This window comes from Bacillus alveayuensis (assembly GCA_030812955.1).
GTDB lineage: Bacteria > Bacillota > Bacilli > Bacillales > Aeribacillaceae > Bacillus_CB > Bacillus_CB alveayuensis.
Map to the genome: position 1 here is coordinate 518,557 of JAUSTR010000001.1, position 19,000 is coordinate 537,556.

A 19,000-nucleotide genomic window follows, 5' to 3' on the forward strand; every position below is an offset into this window, starting at 1 on the left:
TTTGGAATCGCACAAAGCACGTGGTCGGACAAATCGCATTTGTCCGACAATCGATTTCACGCTTGTAAGTGACATAGCAAGCGTATCGCTTTGGCGATGACAGTCGAAAAGCTATAGAAAAGAAACAATCTTTTTAAAAATTCCAGCCACGTTCATATTGAACAGGTGGGGTGATTTCAGTGTTTAATTCCTTTGCTGCAGCATATGGCCAATATGGATTGCGCAATAGCTCTCGACCAACAAAGATTAAATCGGCACGATTGTTTTTTAATATTTCTTCTGCTTGTAGTCCGCTTGTAATCATTCCTACTGCTCCTGTTTGAATGTTTGCTAAGTTGCGGATCGTTTCAGCATATCGAACTTGATAGCCTGGATATACATCTATTTTGGCTGGTACAACCGCACCAGAACTTACATCAATCAAATCCACCCCATCTTCTTTCATCCATTTAGCATATTGCACATAATCTGTCACCGTTAATCCTTCTGGATGGTAATCATTTGCTGAAACGCGAACGTATAATGGCCCTTCCCAAACTTCTTTCACTGCTTGGATGACTTCCTTTAAGAAGCGATATCGTTTTTCAAGAGATCCGCCATACTCATCTTTTCTGGCATTGGTTAATGGGGACAAAAACTCATTGATTAAATAACCATGAGCACCATGAATTTCGATGATGTCGAACCCTGCTTTTTTGGCTCTTTTAGCGGCGTCTTGAAAGGCGTTGATCGTGAAATGGATATCTTCTTTCGTCATTTCCTTTGGTGTTTTCATATTTTCATCAAAAGGAATCGCAGATGGAGCATAAATATCCCCGTCAACCGTTGCTTTTCGTCCCGCATGGGCAAGCTGAATCCCAGTTTTTGCTCCATACTTTTTTATTTGTACATTTAGTTTTGCTAATTTTTCGATATGCTGATCATCCCAAATCCCGAGGTCTTGATCTGATATTCTTCCTTGTGGGGTAACAGCCGTCGCTTCAAGTATAATTAAGCCAACTTGACCTGCAGCTCTTGATATGTAATGAGTAAAATGGAAATCTTCTAAAAAGCCGTTTCGATTCATCGCCGAATACATACACATTGGCGACATGACAATTCGGTTTTTTAAGGTAACGTCTTTTATCGTAAAAGGTGAAAATAATGCTCGACTCATTTTCTCTACCTCCTATTTTATTCCTAAAAATTATATCAATGTTTATAGTGTCCGTCATATATTCTGCTTATCAATTATGTTAAAATATTGAAAAGATTGTAAATAAGGAGCTTAAAAATCATGAAATGGCAAACGGATGAACAGTTAAAAGAGCTGTTATGCTCTCTTGTCGAACACGCTTCCATTACGGGGACGAAAGGAGAAGTAACTTTTGCTGAACGATTATTTTATTTGTTAAAAGGATTTCCTTATTTTGAAAAAAATCTAGATCATTTACAATTACATTCTTTACGAGACGGTCGTCATCTTTTAACCGCATTTGTTCAAAAAGAACCTTTGAAAGATACAGTTGTATTATTGAGTCATTTTGATGTGGTAGATATTAAAGACTATGGCCACCTGGAGCATCTTGCCTTTCGTCCACGAGAACTTACCCATGAACTGCACAACTTATATGAGAGAATCCCGACGAATGTAAGAGCGGATTTACAAAGCGGGGAGTGGTTATTTGGGCGTGGAGTGATGGATATGAAAGCAGGATTAACCGTTCATCTTTCCATGCTGGAGCGGGCGATGAACGGGCAGTTTCCTGGCAACCTTTTGCTGTTAACCGTTCCAGATGAGGAAGCAAATTCTGAAGGGATGCTTTCCGCTATTTCGGTTATAAAAGATTTACAAAAGAAATATCAGTTAAATATAAAAGCATGTGTGAACAGTGAGCCTGTTTTTTCAAAATATCCAAATGATGACCATTATTACATTTATACAGGGTCCATAGGAAAAGTATTGGCAGGATTTTTTTGTAAAGGGATTGAAACACATGTAGGGGAGCCGTTTTCTGGTTTAAATGCAAACTTCATGATATCAGAATTAAACCGATTCATCGAGCTGAATGAACAGTTTTGTGAGTTCTTTGAAAGCGATGAAGTCACACCACCACCAACCAATTTAATGCAAAAGGATTTAAAAGAAGAATATTCAGTGCAAATTCCGCACGAATCTGTCAGTATGTTTAACCTTTTTGTGATGAATCGATCATTTCAAAAACTGCATCAAATGTTATGGGAAACAGCTAAACGTGCAGCAAGACAAATTGAAGATACGTACTCGAAACGAGAAAAAGAATTTCAAAAACACGTCCCTTTTTCATCAAGAAAAAGGAATGTGAAGGTTTTTACGTATCAACAATTGCTTGAAAAGGCGATTGAACTATATGGGGAAGCGGAAGTTGGAAGAAGGATTGACTATTTACAGTCCAATCGTGGTGTTCTTGGTGATCGTGACTTTTCAACAAAACTTGTTGCGGATCTTGCTTCTCTTTGTCATGAAGAAGCACCGATGATTGTTCTTTTTTATAGTCCACCTTTTTATCCAGCTGTATCGTCAAAAAATGATCCGCTGATTGAAAAAACGGTTACAAATCTGAAAATATATGCTCAGCAAAAACATAACGTTGACATTACAAGGCAACATTATTTTCCGGGCTTATCAGATTTAAGCTTCTTAAAGCTAAATGAAGACCCAAAAACGTTGCATTTACTCACTTCCAATATGCCACTATACGGAAAGGGATATTATATGCCGATTCAAGAAATGATGGAGTTAAATATTCCTGTCTTAAATGTTGGGCCGTTTGGGAAAGATGCCCATAAATGGACGGAGAGGCTCCATCTCCCGCTTAGCTTTTCCGTTTTTCCGGACCTGTTATCGTATACCATTCAATCGCTACTAAAGGAAGGAGCTTAAGCTCGTTCCTTTAGCAGCATTTCATTGAAGGAATGTTTCAATTCTTTGGAACGAGCTTGTGCTTGCTTCACACATTCAATCATCATTTCTTTAAATCCATTAGTTTTTAACACGTGAATGCCCGCTTCTGTTGTTCCGCCTGGACTTGTCACTTCTTTTCGGAGAACGGAGGCGTCCTTTTTCGTTTGCTTTAACATTTCTGATGCTCCATATAATGTTTGAATAATAAACGATCGAGCTGTCTCTTCATCTAAACCGACCTCTTTTCCAGCAAGCTCCATCGCTTCAACTAAATAATAAATGTAAGCAGGACCGCTCCCCGCAAGTCCAGTGACGGCATCTAATTGCTCCTCCTCTACGATTTCTACCGTTCCAATCGCTTTGAATAAGTTTTTCGCAAAGGTGAGCTGCTCGTCTGTCGCATAAGCCCCTTTTGCCATCCCTGTTGCTGATAGACGGATAGAGGCAGACGTATTTGGCATCGCTCGTATAACGGGAACTTTTTTCTCTAACATTTCTTCAATGACAGATGTCGAAACACCGGCCAGTACGGAAATAAAGAGATGTTTTTCGGTTACGTATCGTTTTATAGAATGAATGGCCTCTTTCACATCCTTTGGCTTCATCGCTAAAAAGATTAAATCTGCTTTTTCTAATATTTCTTTCTTGTTTAAGGAGATGTTCACACCGTATTGTCGTTGTAAATCATTTAGACGTTCCGCATTCGATTTATTTGTCACATAAATATGTTGTGCATCATATACCTCTCCTTGAATAAAGCCTGATAGCATGGCTTCTGCCATCGATCCGGCTCCAATGATCCCGATGTTTTTCATCGAAAACGCCTCCTTTTTTCGATTTAATGGTGTCTTCTTGAAAAATAAAAATGCCTGTTCGTCCTTTTTGAAAAGGACGGACAGGCATCCGCGGTACCACCTTTATTGCTGCAGCAAATATGCAGCCATCTCAAACTCTTAACGCGAGTAACGGTTAGGTTTTCCTAACAGCTCATAGGGTAGGTTCAGCTAGACAGTGGACCGCGAAACCTTTCAGCCGATGGGTTTCACTCTCTTTAGGCCGTCTCTAGCTTACTATTCCTAATCATTGCTCCTGCATGTATGTCAATGGATATAAATATGGATCATATTTAAACCTACACGTTAAGAAAAGATCATTTCGAAGGGATGAAGTTCAATTTGACATAGTCATCATCAAGTTCGTACAAAGTGTAAGTCAAGCTACGTACACCCAATTTTAGATTTTTCATCATTATGCAACTATGGACAGGCTTTTGTCAAGTTCTTTTTTCGAGGATTGGACTTCAATTATTTGAATATAATGACAAATGATTAATAGATTAGTAAAATAAGTTTATATATTGTAGTAAATGTTTTAATAAGGCTCTTTTCTAAAAGATTGTTGCTTTACCATAGCTTTGCGACTGTCCATGCAAGCGACACGCTTGCTATGCCACACTATAGTGTGACGTGAACCGAACAAAAGGCGATGGTCGGACAAATGTAATTTGTCCGACCACGTGCTTTATTCGATTCATGGACAGTCGAAAAGCAACAAATTTTACGAAAACAGCCTTTAATAAAATAAGATTTATGAAAAGGCGGTTACGAAATGAATGTGCTAAAAAATCAGCTAATAACAGCTATTACGTTGCCTACCCCGTTTCCGGTTGGAGATGTGAATGTATATCTCGTTAAGGGGGAGGCGTTAACTCTTGTCGATGCTGGTCCGAAAACTGAACAAGCATGGGAGCTTTTTAAGCAAAAGCTAAAAAAAATAGGCTATACGCCAAATGATATTGAGCAAGTCGTTATTACCCACCATCATCCTGATCATGTCGGCTTATTAGATTTTTTTCCGCATGAACTCCCAGTTTATGGCCATTCATATAATAGACCTTGGCTTATTCAAGAAAAAGCATTTTTCGAAAAGCAAAAACAATTTATTTCACAGCTTTTTACGCTGCTTGGCGTCGATTCTCAACATTTAAAACTTTTAGGAGAAATAGATCATCTTTATACTTTTTCGTGTCAGCGAGTTTTATCTGCTCCCTTAAAGGAAGGAGATGAGATATGCGGACTTTCAGGCTGGAATGTGATCGAAACTCCTGGGCATGCCCAAAGCCATATAGTCCTGTACAATCCAAAAACATGTGAAGTAATGGGCGGCGATCATTTATTGAAAAAAATTTCTTCCAATCCGCTTCTTGAGCCTCCGATGGAAGGTGATGAAAGACCTAAACCACAGCTTCAATATAATGAATCGCTCAAGAAATTGTTACAGTTTCCGATTTCAGTTGTTTATACTGGACATGGGGAGCCTGTTTATGATGCGCATAAGCTGATCGAGCATCGCTTAAATCGTCAGCATGAGCGAGCCATGAATGTGTTATCCCTTTTAAACGAAAAGGCTATGACAGCTTTTGATATATGCAGGAGGTTATTTCCAACAGCTTATGAACGAGAGCTCATGTTAACGATGTCCGAGACGGTCGGTCAACTCGATTATTTAGAAGATTCACATTTGATTACTTTTCAAGATGAAAATGGTGTTCGTTTGTACAGGAGGATGTAAGGGTGAATCCACGCTTGAAAAATCGTTTCGTGATCATTACGGGTGCATCGAGCGGGCTTGGGGAAGCTTTAGCCTACAAGGTGGCCGAAAGCGGTGGGAATTTATTGCTTTTGGCACGAAGAAAAGAGAGATTAGCACGCATTTCAAAAGAAATCAATGAGAAGTATCATGTTTCGTCTTCTTATTATGAGCTCGATGTTCGCAATTTAAAAGAGGTTGAAGAGACGTTTCAAATCATAACGAAAGAGTATGAGCGCATTGATGTATTAGTGAATAATGCTGGTTTTGGGATTTTTCAATCAGTAGAAGATGCATCGTTGTCTGAGATGCAAGCGATGTTTGAAGTGAACGTTTACGGGTTGATCGCCTGTACAAAAATGGTTTTGCCGAAGATGCGACAGCAAAAGGAAGGGCATATTATAAATATTGCTTCGCAAGCGGGCAAAATGGCAACGCCAAAGTCAAGCTTTTATTCATCTACGAAGCATGCTGTGATCGGATTTACAAATAGCTTACGAATGGAAGTTATGGATCAATCTATTTTTGTTACAGCTGTAAATCCTGGACCGATTCGCACCAATTTTTTTGAACAGGCCGATACATCAGGAAAATACGTTAAAAATATTGATCGCTGGATGCTTCGCCCTGAGGATGTGGCAAAAAAAATCGTCCGTGCTATGTTGACGAATAAAAGGGAAATTAATCTTCCTTGGTGGATGGAGTCAGCTAGCAGACTGTATCGACTCGCGCCTGCACTTTTTGAAAAAGTGGCTAGAAAAGCGTTTTTTCAAAAATAGAATAAACATCAGCCTGAATAATCTTCCACTTTGAAGCGATTGCGCTTGAAAGTGGAAGCTATTCGTTTCGAGGGAGCTATGATGGCGGCGCCAATTGCCATTGATCGAAAAGATGCAAATATATTGAGAAGAATGAAGGTCGCTTTCGCTTTTTGAGGAAGTTTATTCAGTTAAGCGCTCTTCGTTTGTAATATACTCATAAACGATATCCTCTACCATTTCATACCATTCCTCTTTAGGCTCTTTCTCTTTTTTCTCTAACACTCTTTTTATTAATCTTTCATATTCCTCCTCGCTCAAAGGGGCGAAGGAATCACACCCATATTGATGAAAAGAGCGTTGAATCATTTTCTTCATCATTTTTGTATCCATATTTCACCTCGTTAAGATTTTTTCCGATCATTCATAACGTTCACTATTATAAATTGGTTTCGTTACATTGCCAAGCATGGAAATTATTACTATTGATAGCGAACGTACATTCGTATAACATAAAAAGAAAAGCGAACATATACTCTTGTTTTGGAGGGCGCTATGATTCATTATGAGCAATTGCCGAAGCGTAATATTTTATGTATTGATATGAAAAGCTTCTATGCTAGCTGTGCCGCTGTCATATCTGGACTTGATCCCCTTCATTCGTATGTGGCTGTAGTAGGTGATAAAGAGCGGCAAGGCAGCGTTGTATTAGCTGCCTCCCCGAGATTAAAAGCGGAATTTGGTATCCAAACAGGCTCGCGATTGTTTGAAATTCCTAATGATCCGCGCATTCACATTATTCAGCCAAAGATGGAGATGTATCTTCGCATTTCAACGGAGATTACACGCCTTTTAAATCGATACGTCTCAAAGGATTGTATTCATACGTATTCCGTTGATGAAAGCTTTATCCAAGTAGATCGTGTCAAACGAATATGGGGTGATGCCGAAACGATTGCGAAGAAAATAAGGAGAGAATTAGAGCGTGAGTTTCAGCTTCCATGTGCTATTGGAATTGGTCCAAACATGCTTATGGCAAAGCTCTGTTTAGATTTAGAAGCAAAGCAGAAAGGAATAGCAAAGTGGACATATGCTGATGTAAAGGAGAAGCTATGGAAAGTTAAACCGCTTAGCAAGATGTGGGGAATTGGTCAAAGGCTTGAGAAAACGCTCAATCGGATGGGAATATTTACGGTTGGACAACTTGCTCAATATCCGCTTGAACTTCTTGAAAAGAAATTCGGCATTATGGGAAACCAGCTTTATTATCACGCTTGGGGAATTGATTTATCCGAAATAGGTGCACCGATTATGAACGGCCAAATTAGTTTTGGAAAAAGTCAAATATTGTTGCGTGATTATTCGAATCCGGAAGAAGTAAAGTGCGTCATTTTAGAGATGTGTGAAGAAGTGGCAAGGCGTGCAAGAAGAGAGAAAAAGGCGGGACGAACGATTAGCCTTGGTATTGGTTATAGCAAAGAGGAACTCGGTGGCGGTTTTTATCGTTCGAAAACGATTGACCGGCCGACGAATATTACAATGGATTTGTATCGTGTATGTTTAGAAATTTTTGAGAAATTTTATGAGCCTAAAACAGTTCGAAAAATTTCCATTGCTCTTTCTAATATTGAAAATGATGAAACGATGCAGCTTGATTTGTTTCATCCTAACCGAATGAAACAGCACCATTTAGGGTATGTCATGGATGCTATCCGTCAAAAGCATGGTTCAAAATCGTTATTACGGGCTGTTTCCTATACAAAAGCTGGAACAAGCCTTTATCGAAGCCAACTTATTGGCGGTCATAAAGCTCAGTAAAACTTAAGGTTCTTTTCTAAAAGATTGCTGCTTTACTATCGCTTTTCGACTGTCATGGACAGTCGAAAAGCTGCGAAGTTTACGAAAACAGCCAAACTTAAAAAGCGAAAGATAGTTGAAGGAGGCTTCGCTAGACAAGGGGGGATTTGTTGTGATTCGTGACCGTGGGGCGATCAAATGGACAGCTATGATGCTCCCAGAACATGTTAGGCTCTTGAGAGACTGGGTTAAAGAAGATGGTTATGAGGAAAAACCTTTACTTGATGAACAAAAGCTAGAGGAGCTTCATCAGCTCATTGACCGTTCTTTTCATGAGAAGAGTGATGTAATGTTTACTTATTATGAGCATCATACGTTCCAAGCTGTGAAAGGACGTGTGCTCGATATTGACTTTGTTCAAAGGAAAATTCACATTGAGGCAGCAGGGGGTGAAAAAAAGGTTATAAAGCTTGAAGACCTTATAGATATTCAAGAATGAAGCTGTCCCATAAGTGTCTGACCGCATGGGGCCTGTCACTTGGACAGCCCCGAAAGCTATTTGAAACCGCTTTCCTTTCTAAACACCGTTTTTGAGTCGTTTAGAAATCAAAACTAAGTGCTAAAAACCTTATTCAGCGCGAACGACAGATTGAAATTTGCCTTTATGAGATCCATCACAAAACGGCTTTTTTTCTGAAAGTCCGCAGCGGCATAAAGAGAAGGTCGGTTTCGTATCAAATTTGTTTCCTTCCATATCGATCAGTTCAACATCACCTGTTATACGAAGTGACCCATTATCCATTACTTTAATTTGCACCTTTGACATCCTTATATCCTCTCCTTTTTTTATTCTCATCATTATCGTAGTCATTTGGCTAGAAAAAAGCAAATAGCCCTTCCATAAGGGAGTGGAATGCATATGTTAAAATAACAAGTAGCCATTAAATGAGATAATCGGAAGGGAGTGTTCAAATATGAAAATTACATTTACAAATAAAGCTATTGCAAAATTATTGGAAACAGTAAATAATGAACAAGACTGCTATGTGAAGCTAAAATATGATACAGAAGGGTGCGGGTGTACAGTCAGTGGCATTGCCTCACTATGGATTGTCAAGGATATAGATGATGAAGACCTTCGTATTAAAACGAATTTTTTGCCTGTTTATGTGGAAAAATCAGAATGGATTTTTTTTGATGAAGATATGAAAATAGATTTTCATGAATCAGCGCATACATATATGTTAATAAGCCCACAGCAAGTATTAAATCCTCGAATGAGCTGTGTTGTGAAATGAGGTTTAAGAAATGAAGGATCGATTACAATCATTAAAAAATATTGCTTTAAATAAAACGTGGGTATCATTTCTATATGAAAATCATCCATATAGTTTAATGCATTGGTCAATAGGAGGAATGGAACAAAATCCAAAAGATGTATGGCTCCTTCAAGACGAAATGACATTTGAAGCGAAGGAATTCCCTACCATTGACGAGGCGTTAACGTGGATTGGGGAAAATATGAAGAATATTACCGATATATTAGGATAAGCGGATCAGCAAATGTTGCCTGATCCTTTGTATGTACATACGGTTTATTCATAAAAAGTGACCATAACAATCTGGATGACAACCTAAAGATTCCTTTTCACGAAATGGAAGAAAGGAAAAGAAAAGGGACTGTCTCAACCAAAAGGGTCTAACCCTTATGAGACAGCCTCTTGCTATGATTGATCGTTGAAATTTTGCCGTTTCGTTGATGAATAGCTTGCTCTAGCTCTTCTTTTGGTTGATCGGCATTTACTTTTCCTTTCTGATGTTGATATTGGAGCAAGATTTACACAAAAAGCTTAGGCATCACGGTGGTTTGTATAAACATTCGCTTTCGTGATGGTTTTCAGTTTGTGAATCTCATCATGAGTAAATGCTTTCGCTTGGGCTGCTTGGACATTTTCACGTAACTGGTCAATATTGCTTGCTCCAGGAATGGCAGCACCGACGATAGATTGAGAAAGAACGTACTTCAAAGCGATCTCCGTTTTCGTAAAGTTTGGAAAAGCCTTTTCTAATTGTTGTCTAACATTTTTAAGTTCAGCATAGGTGTAGGACAAATACCCGTCATTTTTTATTTGGTCATTGGCAAGCTCGAGCGGTCTTTCTGTTAAAAGACCTTTTGCTAAAGGACCACGTGCAATTACGCTAACGTTATGCTGTTCAATTAAGTCAAACCATTCCTCAGGTCGGCGATCAAGAAGGCTGTACTGCATCATAATTGAAACGATGTTCGATTTGTTTAAATATTCTTTGATTACATTTGGACGAATCGAGGAAATTCCGTAATAGCGAATAACGCCTTCCTTCTTTAATTCTTCAAACGCTTCAATAGTTTCTTCAATAGGATCATCAATTGTCCCGCCATGCAATTGATATAAATCAATATAATCGGTTTGAAGCCGCTTGAGGCTATTCTTAACCGCTTCTTTTATATATTTTTTGGAAGGATCCCAATACCAACCCTCTTTTCCTTTTTCCCAGCGGTTGCCGACTTTTGTTGCTAAAATAATATTTTGGCGCCGATGCTTAATAGCTTTACCAACGAATTCTTCATTCAGACCGTAATCGTATAAATCGGCTGTATCGAGAAAGTTAATTCCTAAATCAATCGCTTCATCGAGGATTGACCGTGCTTTTGGTTCCTCCTTTCCGAGTGACATACACCCTAATCCAATTTCACTAACATATAAATCAGATGTTCCTAAACAGCGTTTTTTCAATCTCTCACACTCCCTTTTAAAATCCATCATTCATTTTTGAAGGTAGTATATTCTTTGAATAAATGCAAATAGGAACATCATTCGAATCTTTCGCTAACAAGTCATAGACTGTTAAGTGAACATGGCTCATCCTTTTTAATAATGTAACAATGTCTTGTGGTTTTCCAATGAATAAGAGACCTCGTTCATGTCGATAGATCTTCAAAATTCTATCACTCCTATTAATTGATTGTGATAGAATGTATGAAGAAAAACTATAGAATAGAACGAGGGGTTGACGAAATTGGATCATTTGCAAGAAAAAACATTATCCCGCAAACATATTTATTCTGGAAAAATTATTGATTTATATGTGGAGGATGTTGAACTCCCAAATGGGAAAACGTCAAAGCGAGAAATTATTAAGCATCCCGGTGCTGTTGCTGTCATTGCTGTTAACGATGAAGGAAAAATCATTATGGTTCGTCAATATCGAAAAGCGCTTGAACGAGCGTTAGTCGAAATCCCGGCTGGAAAGCTGGAAAAAGGAGAAAAACCGCTCAATACCGCAAAGCGTGAATTAGAAGAGGAAACAGGTTATACGTGCCAAAACTTAACACATATTATTTCTTTTTATACATCGCCAGGATTTGCTGACGAATTAGTTCATTTATATATGGCAGAAGGATTAGAAAAAATGAATGAAGAGTCTTGTTTGGATGAGGACGAGTTTGTGGAAGTTTTAGAAGTGACCTTAGAGCAAGCAAATAAGATGATTGAGCAGAAGGAAATATTTGATGCCAAAACAGCTTATGCTGTCCAATATTTAACATTAAAGATGGCAGAGTGAATGAAATGAAATCATATTTTGCTGATTTACATATTCATATCGGTCGTACCAATTCGGGAAAACCAGTCAAAATAACAGGGGCGAAAAACTTAACAATTGAAAACATTTTTCATGAAGCATCAACAAATAAAGGAATGGATATCATCGGTGTCATTGATTGTCATGTACCTGAAGTTCACCACAAACTTGAAAAAGATCTTTTAACCGGAAAGTATCGAGAGCATCCTGACGGAGGAATACGATACAAAAAAACAACTTTATTTTTAGGAAGTGAATTAGAAATATTTGATGAAGATTGTCAAGGTCCCATCCATGTTCTCGCTTTTATGTCTCATTTGGAAAAGATGAGGAAATTTTCTGAGTGGCTTCGTCCATTTGTAAAGAATATTCACTTAAGCTCACAGCGCATTTACGTTCGCGCTAGAGCATTACAAGAAAAAATAAAGGAATTGAATGGGCTTTTTATACCTGCCCATATTTTTACTCCACATAAAAGCTTGTACGGAAAAGGAGTTAATAAAAGCTTAACGGAAGTGTTTAACCCTAAGCTTATTGATGCACTTGAGCTCGGGTTAAGTTCAGATACCGAAATGGCCTCACAGCTAAAAGAGTTAGAGAACTATCCATTTTTAACGAACTCAGATGCACATTCTTTATCCAAAATTGGACGAGAGTATCAACGGCTTTATTTAAAAGAGCCGACATTTAATGAATTTCAGCTTGCTTTAATGAAAAAAAATGGACGTCACATTATAGCCAATTTTGGATTAAATCCGAAGCTTGGCAAGTATTATGAAACGTATTGTGAAAGTTGCGGGAAGCAGGTAGGTTTCACCACAAAAGATGGATGCTGTCCTATATGTGGAACGAAAAAGGTCATAAAAGGAGTAAAAGACCGATTGCTTGAACTAGCTGACAGGAATCATCCGATTCAAAACAGGCCCCCGTATGTTCATCAAATACCGTTAGAAATGATTCCAGGAATCGGAAAGCAAACGCTAGCGAAATTGAAGAAACATTTCGGAACGGAAATGAATATTTTACATAACGTACCTTTTGAAACGTTATGCAAAGTGGTACCTGAAAAAATCGCTTATTTTATCATGGCTTCACGAGAAGGAAAATTACAAGTAAAAGCAGGGGGTGGCGGGGTTTATGGTAGAGTTACGGACAACTAACAGCAAAAGCTTATAAAAGATTTACAAAACGATTGGCATACAATCTTTTTCCTTTCCATACAATCTATTAAGAGTAAAATGGGAGGAAAAAGAATGCGAAAACAAGGGTATAAAATATGGATCATCCAGCATATAAAAGATCATTCTTCGACCTATTTGTTCGTCATGGTGTTATTTATTATGGGTGTTATTTTTGGCGCCATTATTGTCAATAGTATGAATATTACGCAAAAAGAAAATTTATATGATTATTTGAGCTTATTTTTTGGACAAGTGTCGGAAGGCAATATCGCTCGTTCTGCAGATATGTTTCAACAAAGCTTTTTGGACAATATGAAATATTTAGGGCTCATGTGGGTGTTAGGGATTTCAATTATCGGACTGCCCATTATATTCATTATGCTTTTTTTAAAAGGGATGGTCGTCGGCTTTACCGTTGGCTTTTTAGTGAATCAAATGGGATGGAGCGGATTTTTATTATCTTTTACCTCAGTGCTTCCACAAAATTTATTGCTGATCCCTGCTTTTATTCTTACAAGTGCAACCGCCACCCTATTTTCATTAAAGCTAAGCCGGAATTTGTTTATGAAAAGTATGCAGTACTCACCAATGATATTATTTTCTAGGTATATACTAGTTTTCGTTTGTATCGTATGTATAACAGGGATTGCAGCTGTTTTGGAAGGATATGCATCACCTATATTCATAAAAAATGTAATTAAAATAATTTCTTTATAATAATAAATATTAAATAAAAATATTTGTTCTTTTTATGTTGTAATAATTTTAGTTGGACACTTTCTTTAATTTTGTTATAATAGTTGGGGAATGAGCGAGGGAGGGAAAGTGTCATGGAAAGTCGCGTTGAGCGAATCAAGAAACAGTTGCATTCTGCAAGCTATAAGTTAACACCGCAGCGCGAAGCGACTGTTCGCGTGTTGCTCGAACATGAAGAGGATCATTTAAGTGCAGAAGATGTTTACCTCCTCGTGAAGGAAAAGTCACCTGAAATCGGGTTAGCAACTGTTTATCGGACGTTAGAATTACTAACGGAATTAAAAATTGTTGATAAAATAAATTTTGGTGATGGTGTTTCCCGTTATGATTTAAGAAAAGAAGGTGCAGCACACTTTCATCACCATCTAGTATGTATTGAATGCGGATCTGTTGATGAAATTCAAGAAGATTTACTAGAAGATGTTGAAAAAATGGTAGAGAGAGATTGGAACTTTAAAATTAAAGATCATCGTCTAACATTTCACGGAATTTGCCACCGTTGTCAACAAAAAGAGCAAACGAAAGAAAATTAATTTCCAAAACCTTTTCCACAAGGAAGGAGAAGGTTTTTTCTATTATCCAATAATGCGAATAAATCGTTGTACATTCACTCGATTTTTTTTGGAATGAACAAAAGCACGTATAAAGATTGTTGAACCTGGCATATCTTCTAATAGAACGAAAAGGCTGTTTTCGTAAACTTTGTTGTTTTAAGACTTACCCTAAAGTGTGACATAGCAAGCGTGTCGCTTGCCTGGACAGTCGAAAAGCTACAGTTGTAAAGCAACAATCTTTTAGAAAAGAGCCAACGAAAAAGAGGATATGGAGGTTTATCATGAAAAAGCGAATGAACATCCTGTTGGATATGTTGAAGGTATTTGTATTATTCACAGGATTTACGATTTTATTCTACTATGCTATTATATGGATTAACCTAGAGTACGAAGAATATCATCGTTACGATGAGCCGCAAGGGGCGGCCTTAAAAGTAACAAAAATGGTAGAAGAGAACAATCAAAGCTTGTTTCAACGGCTTATTTTCTTCTATTTACATGGGGAGTAGAGGAGATGGAAGATCAAATTCAAGATTTTATCCATTATTTAATGGTTGAACGAGGACTTTCCAACAATACGATTGTTTCGTATCAACGAGATTTAAAAAGTTATGCTGCTTATTTAAAAGAGAAAGCAAATATTGTTCAAGTGAATGATATTGGAAGGGTCCATATTTTGCAGTTTTTAAAGCATTTAAAGGACGGTGGAAAGTCTAGTAAGACAATTGCTAGACATATTGCTTCCATTCGTTCGTTTCACCAGTTTTTGCTGCGAGAAAAAGTAGCAAACGAAGACCCATCTGTACATATTGAAACACCTCAAGTGGAACGCAAATTGCCAAACGTCTTGTCTTTATCAGAAGTGGAAAAGCTTCTTGAAACACCGAAGCGAACATCTCCAATTGGTTTCCGAGACAAGGCGATGCTCGAAGTGTTATATGCTACTGGCATCCGTGTCAGCGAGCTCATTCAATTAAATGTATCTGATGTACACCTTCTCATGGGGTTTATTCGTTGCTATGGGAAAGGAAAAAAAGAGAGGATTGTCCCGATCGGAGATAAAGCTGCAATGGCTCTTCAAGAATATATAGATAAAGGAAGAAGCAAACTCATAAAAGAAAAACATCGTACGGAAGCCTTGTTTTTAAATCACCATGGAAAGAGAATGACTAGACAAGGATTTTGGAAAAATTTAAAAAAAATTGCAAGAGAAGCTGGGATTCAAAAAGAATTGACCCCTCACACGTTGCGTCATTCTTTTGCGACTCATTTGCTTGAGAATGGTGCAGATTTACGTGCTGTACAAGAAATGCTCGGTCATGCTGATATATCAACAACTCAAATTTATACACATGTGACAAAAACGAGATTAAAGGACGTCTACAAACAATTTCATCCACGTGCATAATTGTCGACAACGGATCAAAACCGCTTTCCGATCTTGCATTCAAAAACCTACCGTTTGAACGGTAGGTTTTTGGCATTTCTTTTGATCCCAAAGTTTAAATTTTGGGTAAGCCGATCTAAAATGATCGCTAAAATGACAATGGATAAACCAGCTTCAAAGCCTTTTCCAACCTCGATGCGAGTAACGGCTCGATAAACATCCACACCAAGACCTGGTGCTCCGACTAGTGATGCAATGACAACCATCGATAAAGCAAGCATAATGCATTGGTTAATACCTGCCATGATCGTGCTAGCTGCTAAAGGAAGTTGTACTTTTAATAATTTTTGCTTTGTTGTGGAGCCAAATGCATCAGCTGCTTCGATTAAATATTCAGGTACTTGTCTAATTCCAAGGTTTGTTAATCGTATCGTTGGCGGCATTGCAAAGATTACAGAAGCGATGATGCCTGGTACAACACCGATGCCAAAAAAGATAATAGATGGAATTAAATACACGAATGCGGGCATCGTCTGCATGAAATCTAAAATAGGTGTAATAAATTTTGAAAATCCATCACTTTGTGAAGCGACAATGCCAAGCGGAATTCCAACGATGATCGAAATGATAACAGAAGTTAATACTAATGCTAATGTATTCAGCGTTTGCTCCCAATAGCCGATGTTCCAAATCAATAAGAGACCAAATAAGGTTAGAAAGGTTAATCCAGCCTTTTGACTCAAAACATAAGTAAGGGCTGCTAATAATAAAATGAATATCAAGGCAGGAACACTTGAAGTAACGAAAACGAAAAAGTCAACAAACGTACTAATCATGAAAGCAATCCATTCAAAAATATAGCCAAAGGAAGAATTTAAATACGAAACAGTCTGATCAACCCACTGTCCGATCGGAATTTTTGGTAAATTACTCATTTTCTTTCACCTCTTCCTGATCTATACCAGCTAAAACTTCAATCACATTTTCTCTTTTAATAATGCCTTTAAGTCGGTTCTTTTCATCGACAACTGGTAAAGGAAAGCGTGTTTGCATCAACTTATTAAATGTTTCCTCTAAAACGGTATCCGTTTGTACAGCAGGGAGGTTTGTTTGAATAAATTCAGCAATTGGTTTTTCAGCTTTAATCGCTTTTGTTACATCATCAGCTGTTAAAATACCGATAAATGTTTTTTTCTTATCCATCACATAGACGCTTGAAATGCTTTCATCTTTCATGAGCTGGAGGGCAACACGCGGACCGCGATCGATTGTAATCGTTTTTGCTCTTGTCATGATCGATTCAGCAGTTAGCACTTTAGATAAATTGACATCCTCTACAAACCGCTTGACATAATCATTTGACGGATTTGTCATAATTTCTTCAGGTGTTCCAATTTGCACAATGGAACCGTCTTTCATTAAGGCAATCCGATCGCCAATTCTTAAGGCTTCATCAAGATCGTGTGTGATAAAAACGATTGTTTTATGCATACTTTCTTGTAATTCTAGCAATTCATCCTGCATATCTTTTCGAATCAATGGATCGAGTGCGCTAAATGCTTCATCCATCAATAATAGATCGGGGTCATTGGAAAGAGCACGCGCTAAGCCAACTCGCTGTTGCATACCTCCGCTAAGTTCGCTTGGAAAGCTGTTTTCATATCCTTGTAAACCAACTAATTGTAAAGCCTCTTTAGCTTTTTTTTCTCTTTCTTTTTTTTCGATTCCTTGAACTTCAAGTCCATAAGCAGTATTTTCTAGTACTGTTTTGTGTGGGAATAAGGCGAAGCGTTGAAAAACCATACTAACCTTTTTGCGACGAATGTCACGAAGCTTTTCGTCCTTCATCGTAACAATATCTTCACCATCAATGTATACATGTCCAAATGTAGGCTCAATTAATCGGTTTAACATACGGACTAAGGTCGATTTACCGCTTCCAGATAGCCCCATAATGACAAAAATTTCTCCTTTATAGACAGTGAAATTGGCTTGATTAACCCCGACCGTCATTCCTGTTTTTTGTAAAATTTCTTCTTTTGTTTTTCCTTGTTTTAATAATTCCATTGCTTTTTTCGGATGTTTTCCAAAAATTTTGCTTACATTTTCTACTTGAATTTGAATGTCCATTGATGCACTCCTTCCTTACGATGAAGTATATAAGAACAAAATATAACTACCCAAATTTAGGGGGATTTAAACATGTTAGAGGAAAAAAGATCAAAGAATGTTATTTTGATAGATTTTAAGTTTTAAACAGTCTTTTTATGGGTATATAACATTTTAGTGAAAATAGAGAAGGGGGAAAAAGTATGAAAAAGAAATGGATGTTTGCACTACTCACAATTGTTTTAGGCCTTATTTTAGGAGCTTGTCAAGGTGCCAAAGAAGATGAAAATAAAGGGGGAGACGAGAAAAAAGAACTGAAATTTGGAATTAATGCTTGGGCAGAAAATATTGCGGTTTCAAACATGTGGAAAATTTTATTAGAGGAGAAAGGATATGAAGTGGAGTTAAAAGAACTTGAAAAAGCGGCTGTGTGGACTGGAGTTGCGCAGAAAGATATTGATATAGCCCCAGAAGCCTGGCTTCCATTTACAGATGCTCCATTTTGGGATCAGTATAAGGATAACGTTGTCAAAGGAGATGCATGGTACAAAGGTACTGGTTTAGGTATAGCTGTGCCAAAATATATGGAAAACGTGAATTCATTAGAAGATTTAAATAAATGGAAAGAGGAATTGAATGGAAAAATCTATGGTATAGAACCAGGAACTAGCTTAATGAATTTATCGGAAAAAATGTTAGAAGAATATCAACTAGAATATGAGCTTGTTCCATCATCGGAAGCAGCTATGCTTAGCCAATTAAAGGAATCAATGAACAATGAAAAACCTATTGCTATCACAATGTGGAATCCACATTGGGCTTTTTCAGCCTTTGATATAAAATATTTAGAGGATCCGAAAGAAGTTTATGGAAAACCAGATGATATTTTTTATTTGACAAGAAAAGGATTTGAAGAAGACTTTCCGAAAGTAAAAGAATGGTTTGACAATTGGGATATGAATGATGACCAGCTTGGGTCGCTGATGAAATTGATTGAGGATGCAGGAGATCCAGTGGGAGGTGCAAAACAATGGATTGAGGAAAATCGCGATCTTGTCGATAGCTGGATGACTGAATAACGAAAAGCCGCTGCGCATAATCAATGTGCAGTGGTTTTTTAAGTTTTATCAACGAAGGGTCGTTTAGAGCGAAGTTGACAGGTAAGATCAGGGGGGGGGATATATCTGAATATCAATGGATTTTTTCGACTTTTAGTTGCGAAGTTCAATGAAAACGGTTTATAATTTAGTTGTCAGACTTCTGACAATTCAGTTTTTTTAACATTATTTTCTAATCAATATGGTATATATTACAAGTGTTGATTA

Annotated in this window: 22 protein-coding genes and 1 other annotated feature; of the genes, 14 read left to right on the top strand and 8 right to left on the bottom strand. The window is 37.6% G+C overall.

Annotated elements, in window-relative coordinates; translation table 11 throughout:
- Positions 1 to 133 precede the first annotated feature (133 nt).
- Entirely contained in the window at positions 134 to 1,156 is a 1,023-nt protein-coding gene (gene namA, locus J2S06_RS02560; RefSeq protein WP_419151191.1) for an NADPH dehydrogenase NamA, read from the bottom strand.
- Between the two features lie 120 nt (positions 1,157 to 1,276).
- Here namA and J2S06_RS02565 point away from each other — a divergent pair, with 120 nt between their 5' ends.
- On the top strand, positions 1,277 to 2,902 hold the full coding sequence (locus J2S06_RS02565; protein WP_419151192.1) for a M20/M25/M40 family metallo-hydrolase: 1,626 nt from the start codon (positions 1,277 to 1,279) through the stop codon (positions 2,900 to 2,902).
- Here the strand turns inward: J2S06_RS02565 and proC are convergent.
- Positions 2,899 to 3,822 (bottom strand): pyrroline-5-carboxylate reductase, encoded by a 924-nt coding sequence (proC, locus tag J2S06_RS02570; RefSeq protein WP_419151448.1) that lies wholly within the window; start codon positions 3,820 to 3,822, stop codon positions 2,899 to 2,901. The two genes, J2S06_RS02565 and proC, sit on opposite strands and share 4 nt — an antisense overlap.
- Positions 3,808 to 4,016: a binding site (T-box leader), on the bottom strand. It overlaps the preceding gene by 15 nt.
- A 515-nt stretch (positions 4,017 to 4,531) precedes the next feature.
- Between proC and J2S06_RS02575 the strand changes: the two genes are divergently transcribed.
- Positions 4,532 to 5,494, top strand: a complete 963-nt coding sequence (locus J2S06_RS02575; protein ID WP_419151193.1) for an MBL fold metallo-hydrolase — start codon at positions 4,532 to 4,534, stop codon at positions 5,492 to 5,494.
- 2 nt (positions 5,495 to 5,496) lie between these two features.
- The gene (locus J2S06_RS02580; protein WP_419151194.1) at positions 5,497 to 6,291 is read left to right on the top strand and encodes an SDR family NAD(P)-dependent oxidoreductase; all 795 of its coding nucleotides are present in this window, start codon (positions 5,497 to 5,499) and stop codon (positions 6,289 to 6,291) included.
- Positions 6,292 to 6,453: 162 nt separating this feature from the next.
- Here the strand turns inward: J2S06_RS02580 and J2S06_RS02585 are convergent, their stop codons facing one another.
- A complete protein-coding gene (locus J2S06_RS02585; protein WP_044896429.1) occupies positions 6,454 to 6,663 on the bottom strand; it encodes a YqzH family protein in 210 nt (69 codons plus the stop codon).
- 162 nt (positions 6,664 to 6,825) lie between these two features.
- Between J2S06_RS02585 and J2S06_RS02590 the strand changes: the two genes are divergently transcribed.
- The gene (locus tag J2S06_RS02590) at positions 6,826 to 8,088 is read left to right on the top strand and encodes a Y-family DNA polymerase (protein WP_044896430.1); all 1,263 of its coding nucleotides are present in this window, start codon (positions 6,826 to 6,828) and stop codon (positions 8,086 to 8,088) included.
- Between the two features lie 151 nt (positions 8,089 to 8,239).
- Positions 8,240 to 8,566: a YolD-like family protein gene (locus J2S06_RS02595; RefSeq protein ID WP_044896431.1), complete on the top strand. Its 327-nt coding sequence runs from the start codon at positions 8,240 to 8,242 to the stop codon at positions 8,564 to 8,566.
- Between the two features lie 129 nt (positions 8,567 to 8,695).
- Here J2S06_RS02595 and J2S06_RS02600 read toward each other — a convergent pair whose 3' ends face one another.
- Positions 8,696 to 8,893 (bottom strand): CDGSH iron-sulfur domain-containing protein, encoded by a 198-nt coding sequence (locus J2S06_RS02600; protein WP_044896432.1) that lies wholly within the window; start codon positions 8,891 to 8,893, stop codon positions 8,696 to 8,698.
- 148 nt (positions 8,894 to 9,041) lie between these two features.
- On the opposite strand from J2S06_RS02600, the gene J2S06_RS02605 reads away from it, so the two are divergent.
- Positions 9,042 to 9,365 carry an iron-sulfur cluster biosynthesis family protein gene (locus tag J2S06_RS02605; protein WP_419151195.1) on the top strand — a complete coding sequence of 108 codons (324 nt, stop codon included), beginning with the start codon at positions 9,042 to 9,044 and terminating at the stop codon, positions 9,363 to 9,365.
- A gap of 10 nt (positions 9,366 to 9,375) precedes the next feature.
- Positions 9,376 to 9,618: a DUF2552 family protein gene (locus tag J2S06_RS02610; protein ID WP_044896434.1), complete on the top strand. Its 243-nt coding sequence runs from the start codon at positions 9,376 to 9,378 to the stop codon at positions 9,616 to 9,618.
- 299 nt (positions 9,619 to 9,917) lie between these two features.
- Here the strand turns inward: J2S06_RS02610 and J2S06_RS02615 are convergent, their stop codons facing one another.
- Together J2S06_RS02615 and mciZ are read right to left on the bottom strand one after the other, a co-directional pair.
- Positions 9,918 to 10,841 carry an aldo/keto reductase gene (locus tag J2S06_RS02615; RefSeq protein ID WP_419151196.1) on the bottom strand — a complete coding sequence of 308 codons (924 nt, stop codon included), beginning with the start codon at positions 10,839 to 10,841 and terminating at the stop codon, positions 9,918 to 9,920.
- A gap of 16 nt (positions 10,842 to 10,857) precedes the next feature.
- Complete coding sequence (gene mciZ / locus J2S06_RS02620; protein WP_044896436.1) at positions 10,858 to 11,046, bottom strand: Z-ring formation inhibitor MciZ; 189 nt, start codon at positions 11,044 to 11,046, stop codon at positions 10,858 to 10,860.
- A gap of 78 nt (positions 11,047 to 11,124) precedes the next feature.
- Here mciZ and J2S06_RS02625 point away from each other — a divergent pair, with 78 nt between their 5' ends.
- From J2S06_RS02625 to xerD, 6 genes are all read left to right on the top strand, one after another.
- Entirely contained in the window at positions 11,125 to 11,670 is a 546-nt protein-coding gene (locus J2S06_RS02625; RefSeq protein ID WP_044896437.1) for an NUDIX hydrolase, read from the top strand.
- Between the two features lie 5 nt (positions 11,671 to 11,675).
- Positions 11,676 to 12,848 carry an endonuclease Q family protein gene (locus J2S06_RS02630; protein WP_419151197.1) on the top strand — a complete coding sequence of 391 codons (1,173 nt, stop codon included), beginning with the start codon at positions 11,676 to 11,678 and terminating at the stop codon, positions 12,846 to 12,848.
- A 93-nt stretch (positions 12,849 to 12,941) separates the two neighbouring features.
- Complete coding sequence (gene spoIIM, locus J2S06_RS02635; RefSeq protein WP_044896438.1) at positions 12,942 to 13,586, top strand: stage II sporulation protein M; 645 nt, start codon at positions 12,942 to 12,944, stop codon at positions 13,584 to 13,586.
- A 113-nt stretch (positions 13,587 to 13,699) separates the two neighbouring features.
- Complete coding sequence (gene fur / locus J2S06_RS02640; RefSeq protein WP_044896439.1) at positions 13,700 to 14,158, top strand: ferric iron uptake transcriptional regulator; 459 nt, start codon at positions 13,700 to 13,702, stop codon at positions 14,156 to 14,158.
- 302 nt (positions 14,159 to 14,460) lie between these two features.
- Positions 14,461 to 14,688 (top strand): YqzK family protein, encoded by a 228-nt coding sequence (locus J2S06_RS02645; protein WP_044896440.1) that lies wholly within the window; start codon positions 14,461 to 14,463, stop codon positions 14,686 to 14,688.
- 5 nt (positions 14,689 to 14,693) lie between these two features.
- Entirely contained in the window at positions 14,694 to 15,587 is an 894-nt protein-coding gene (gene xerD, locus J2S06_RS02650; RefSeq protein ID WP_419151198.1) for a site-specific tyrosine recombinase XerD, read from the top strand.
- Between the two features lie 47 nt (positions 15,588 to 15,634).
- Here the strand turns inward: xerD and J2S06_RS02655 are convergent, their stop codons facing one another.
- Positions 15,635 to 16,501 carry an ABC transporter permease gene (locus tag J2S06_RS02655; protein ID WP_044896442.1) on the bottom strand — a complete coding sequence of 289 codons (867 nt, stop codon included), beginning with the start codon at positions 16,499 to 16,501 and terminating at the stop codon, positions 15,635 to 15,637.
- Positions 16,494 to 17,696 (bottom strand): glycine betaine/L-proline ABC transporter ATP-binding protein ProV, encoded by a 1,203-nt coding sequence (gene proV / locus J2S06_RS02660; protein WP_419151199.1) that lies wholly within the window; start codon positions 17,694 to 17,696, stop codon positions 16,494 to 16,496. The genes J2S06_RS02655 and proV overlap by 8 nt, the downstream gene beginning before the upstream one ends.
- Before the next feature lie 182 nt (positions 17,697 to 17,878).
- Here proV and J2S06_RS02665 point away from each other — a divergent pair, with 182 nt between their 5' ends.
- Positions 17,879 to 18,754 (top strand): glycine betaine ABC transporter substrate-binding protein, encoded by an 876-nt coding sequence (locus J2S06_RS02665; protein ID WP_419151200.1) that lies wholly within the window; start codon positions 17,879 to 17,881, stop codon positions 18,752 to 18,754.
- Positions 18,755 to 19,000 lie beyond the last annotated feature (246 nt).

Coding starts and splice junctions, on each gene's coding strand:
- J2S06_RS02610 (WP_044896434.1), top strand. CDS start 9,376: ATGAAGGATCGATTACAATCATTAAAAAATATTGCTTTAAATAAAACG.
- J2S06_RS02600 (WP_044896432.1), bottom strand. CDS start 8,893: ATGTCAAAGGTGCAAATTAAAGTAATGGATAATGGGTCACTTCGTATA.
- J2S06_RS02590 (WP_044896430.1), top strand. CDS start 6,826: ATGATTCATTATGAGCAATTGCCGAAGCGTAATATTTTATGTATTGAT.
- J2S06_RS02630 (WP_419151197.1), top strand. CDS start 11,676: ATGAAATCATATTTTGCTGATTTACATATTCATATCGGTCGTACCAAT.
- J2S06_RS02575 (WP_419151193.1), top strand. CDS start 4,532: ATGAATGTGCTAAAAAATCAGCTAATAACAGCTATTACGTTGCCTACC.
- J2S06_RS02665 (WP_419151200.1), top strand. CDS start 17,879: ATGAAAAAGAAATGGATGTTTGCACTACTCACAATTGTTTTAGGCCTT.
- proV (WP_419151199.1), bottom strand. CDS start 17,696: ATGGACATTCAAATTCAAGTAGAAAATGTAAGCAAAATTTTTGGAAAA.
- spoIIM (WP_044896438.1), top strand. CDS start 12,942: ATGCGAAAACAAGGGTATAAAATATGGATCATCCAGCATATAAAAGAT.
- fur (WP_044896439.1), top strand. CDS start 13,700: ATGGAAAGTCGCGTTGAGCGAATCAAGAAACAGTTGCATTCTGCAAGC.
- namA (WP_419151191.1), bottom strand. CDS start 1,156: ATGAGTCGAGCATTATTTTCACCTTTTACGATAAAAGACGTTACCTTA.
- J2S06_RS02605 (WP_419151195.1), top strand. CDS start 9,042: ATGAAAATTACATTTACAAATAAAGCTATTGCAAAATTATTGGAAACA.
- J2S06_RS02645 (WP_044896440.1), top strand. CDS start 14,461: ATGAAAAAGCGAATGAACATCCTGTTGGATATGTTGAAGGTATTTGTA.
- J2S06_RS02655 (WP_044896442.1), bottom strand. CDS start 16,501: ATGAGTAATTTACCAAAAATTCCGATCGGACAGTGGGTTGATCAGACT.
- J2S06_RS02565 (WP_419151192.1), top strand. CDS start 1,277: ATGAAATGGCAAACGGATGAACAGTTAAAAGAGCTGTTATGCTCTCTT.
- xerD (WP_419151198.1), top strand. CDS start 14,694: ATGGAAGATCAAATTCAAGATTTTATCCATTATTTAATGGTTGAACGA.
- J2S06_RS02585 (WP_044896429.1), bottom strand. CDS start 6,663: ATGGATACAAAAATGATGAAGAAAATGATTCAACGCTCTTTTCATCAA.